Source organism: Citrobacter sp. Colony219, assembly GCF_019382635.1.
Classification (GTDB): Bacteria; Pseudomonadota; Gammaproteobacteria; order Enterobacterales; family Enterobacteriaceae; genus Citrobacter; species Citrobacter youngae.
The window spans coordinates 11,776-12,974 of record NZ_CP080033.1; the positions used below are offsets into that span (position 1 = coordinate 11,776).

At 44.5% G+C, this 1,199-nt stretch carries 1 protein-coding gene (running past one end of the window); it reads right to left on the bottom strand.

Annotated elements, in window-relative coordinates; all coding sequences use genetic code 11:
• Positions 1-720: the 5' portion of an MFS transporter gene (locus JTI85_RS21135; protein WP_255574985.1), read on the bottom strand. 123 nt of this gene lie to the left of the window's left edge; the window shows 720 of its 843 coding nt (coding positions 1-720); its start codon is at positions 718-720; its stop codon lies beyond the left edge, outside the window.
• Positions 721-1,199 lie beyond the last annotated feature (479 nt).

Below are 1,199 nucleotides of genomic sequence, written 5' to 3' on the forward strand. Positions count from 1 at the left end.
CAGAATCGTACGTGGTAAATAGACGCCACGGAATATTAACAGCACATTTCTTGCGCCTTTTTCAGCCTGACCAATAACGGGTTTCTGTTCTGCTTTCGGCGCCAGAATAAACTGTTCACCATATATTTTATTCATGGAAACGATAGCTTCAGGTAATCGGGATTTCCTTGCCAGCCAAACCGGGCTTTCCACTAAATAACGGAACTGGAAAAACAGAACGATGATTCCACATAACGCCGTTACAGCAATGGAATAACGCCAGATGGCATCACCTACGTCCCATGAGTAAAACATCAGCGCTAATACCAAATTTAAACAAACGGCAACATACCAGACACCCTGCCAGGTATTTAGACGGCTTTTGAGTTTCACAGGCGTGAACTCTGCCAGCATGGCCATTGCCACAGCAAAGTCCATCCCGTAAGAGACGCCAACAAAGAAGCGACCCACTATTATCGTGCTAAAACTGGAGGATGACATCACCAACAAAGCACCAATCACCGCCATTATTTTGGCAATGATCAGCGGCGGCACACGACCCCAGCGATCGGCTATCCAGCCGCCAATCGGGTTAAATAATATGGCGACCCAGGATGAAAATGAGGTAAGTAGTGCAACTTCGGTCGCAGTAAGATTTAAATTGCGGGTCATTGGGTTTAATCCAGCACTGAGAGCTGAATTTGAAAAAGCATCAAGAAAAGGCCGCCTAGTGCCAACCACCAAATAACACCAGCTCTGCCACTGATTTTTCCCCTGGCATCGATGCAATTAATGACATCATCTACACCGCGGATTTTTATCGGATTTGAGAATGAACATGCGGACATGGCTTTCCCCTTCATAATATTCGGAAGAAGGTCGCCATTAGCTAAAAAAATGCAATAAGAGACCATCTTAATTTCACAGATAGTCTCTTATCTAAAATCTGTATTTTTCCACTCTAGAAGGTAACCCAAAGCGTGTCAAAGCGACTTTTAGTCTCATCGTTGATTCTGTGACATGTAGCCCAAATGTTAATGAATCATTACAAAACGAGGTCGTTATGAGCCATTTTTCTGTTCTCAGCGGGTGGGATACCACTGTGACTGTACGTAGCCGCCTGATTTGCGCTGAACGTTCGCCGTTCTCCCTGTACGACGCTATTGCAATATCCATCCAAAATAGGTGTTGAATACCAAGTTCGCTTTTATCCTAAATTT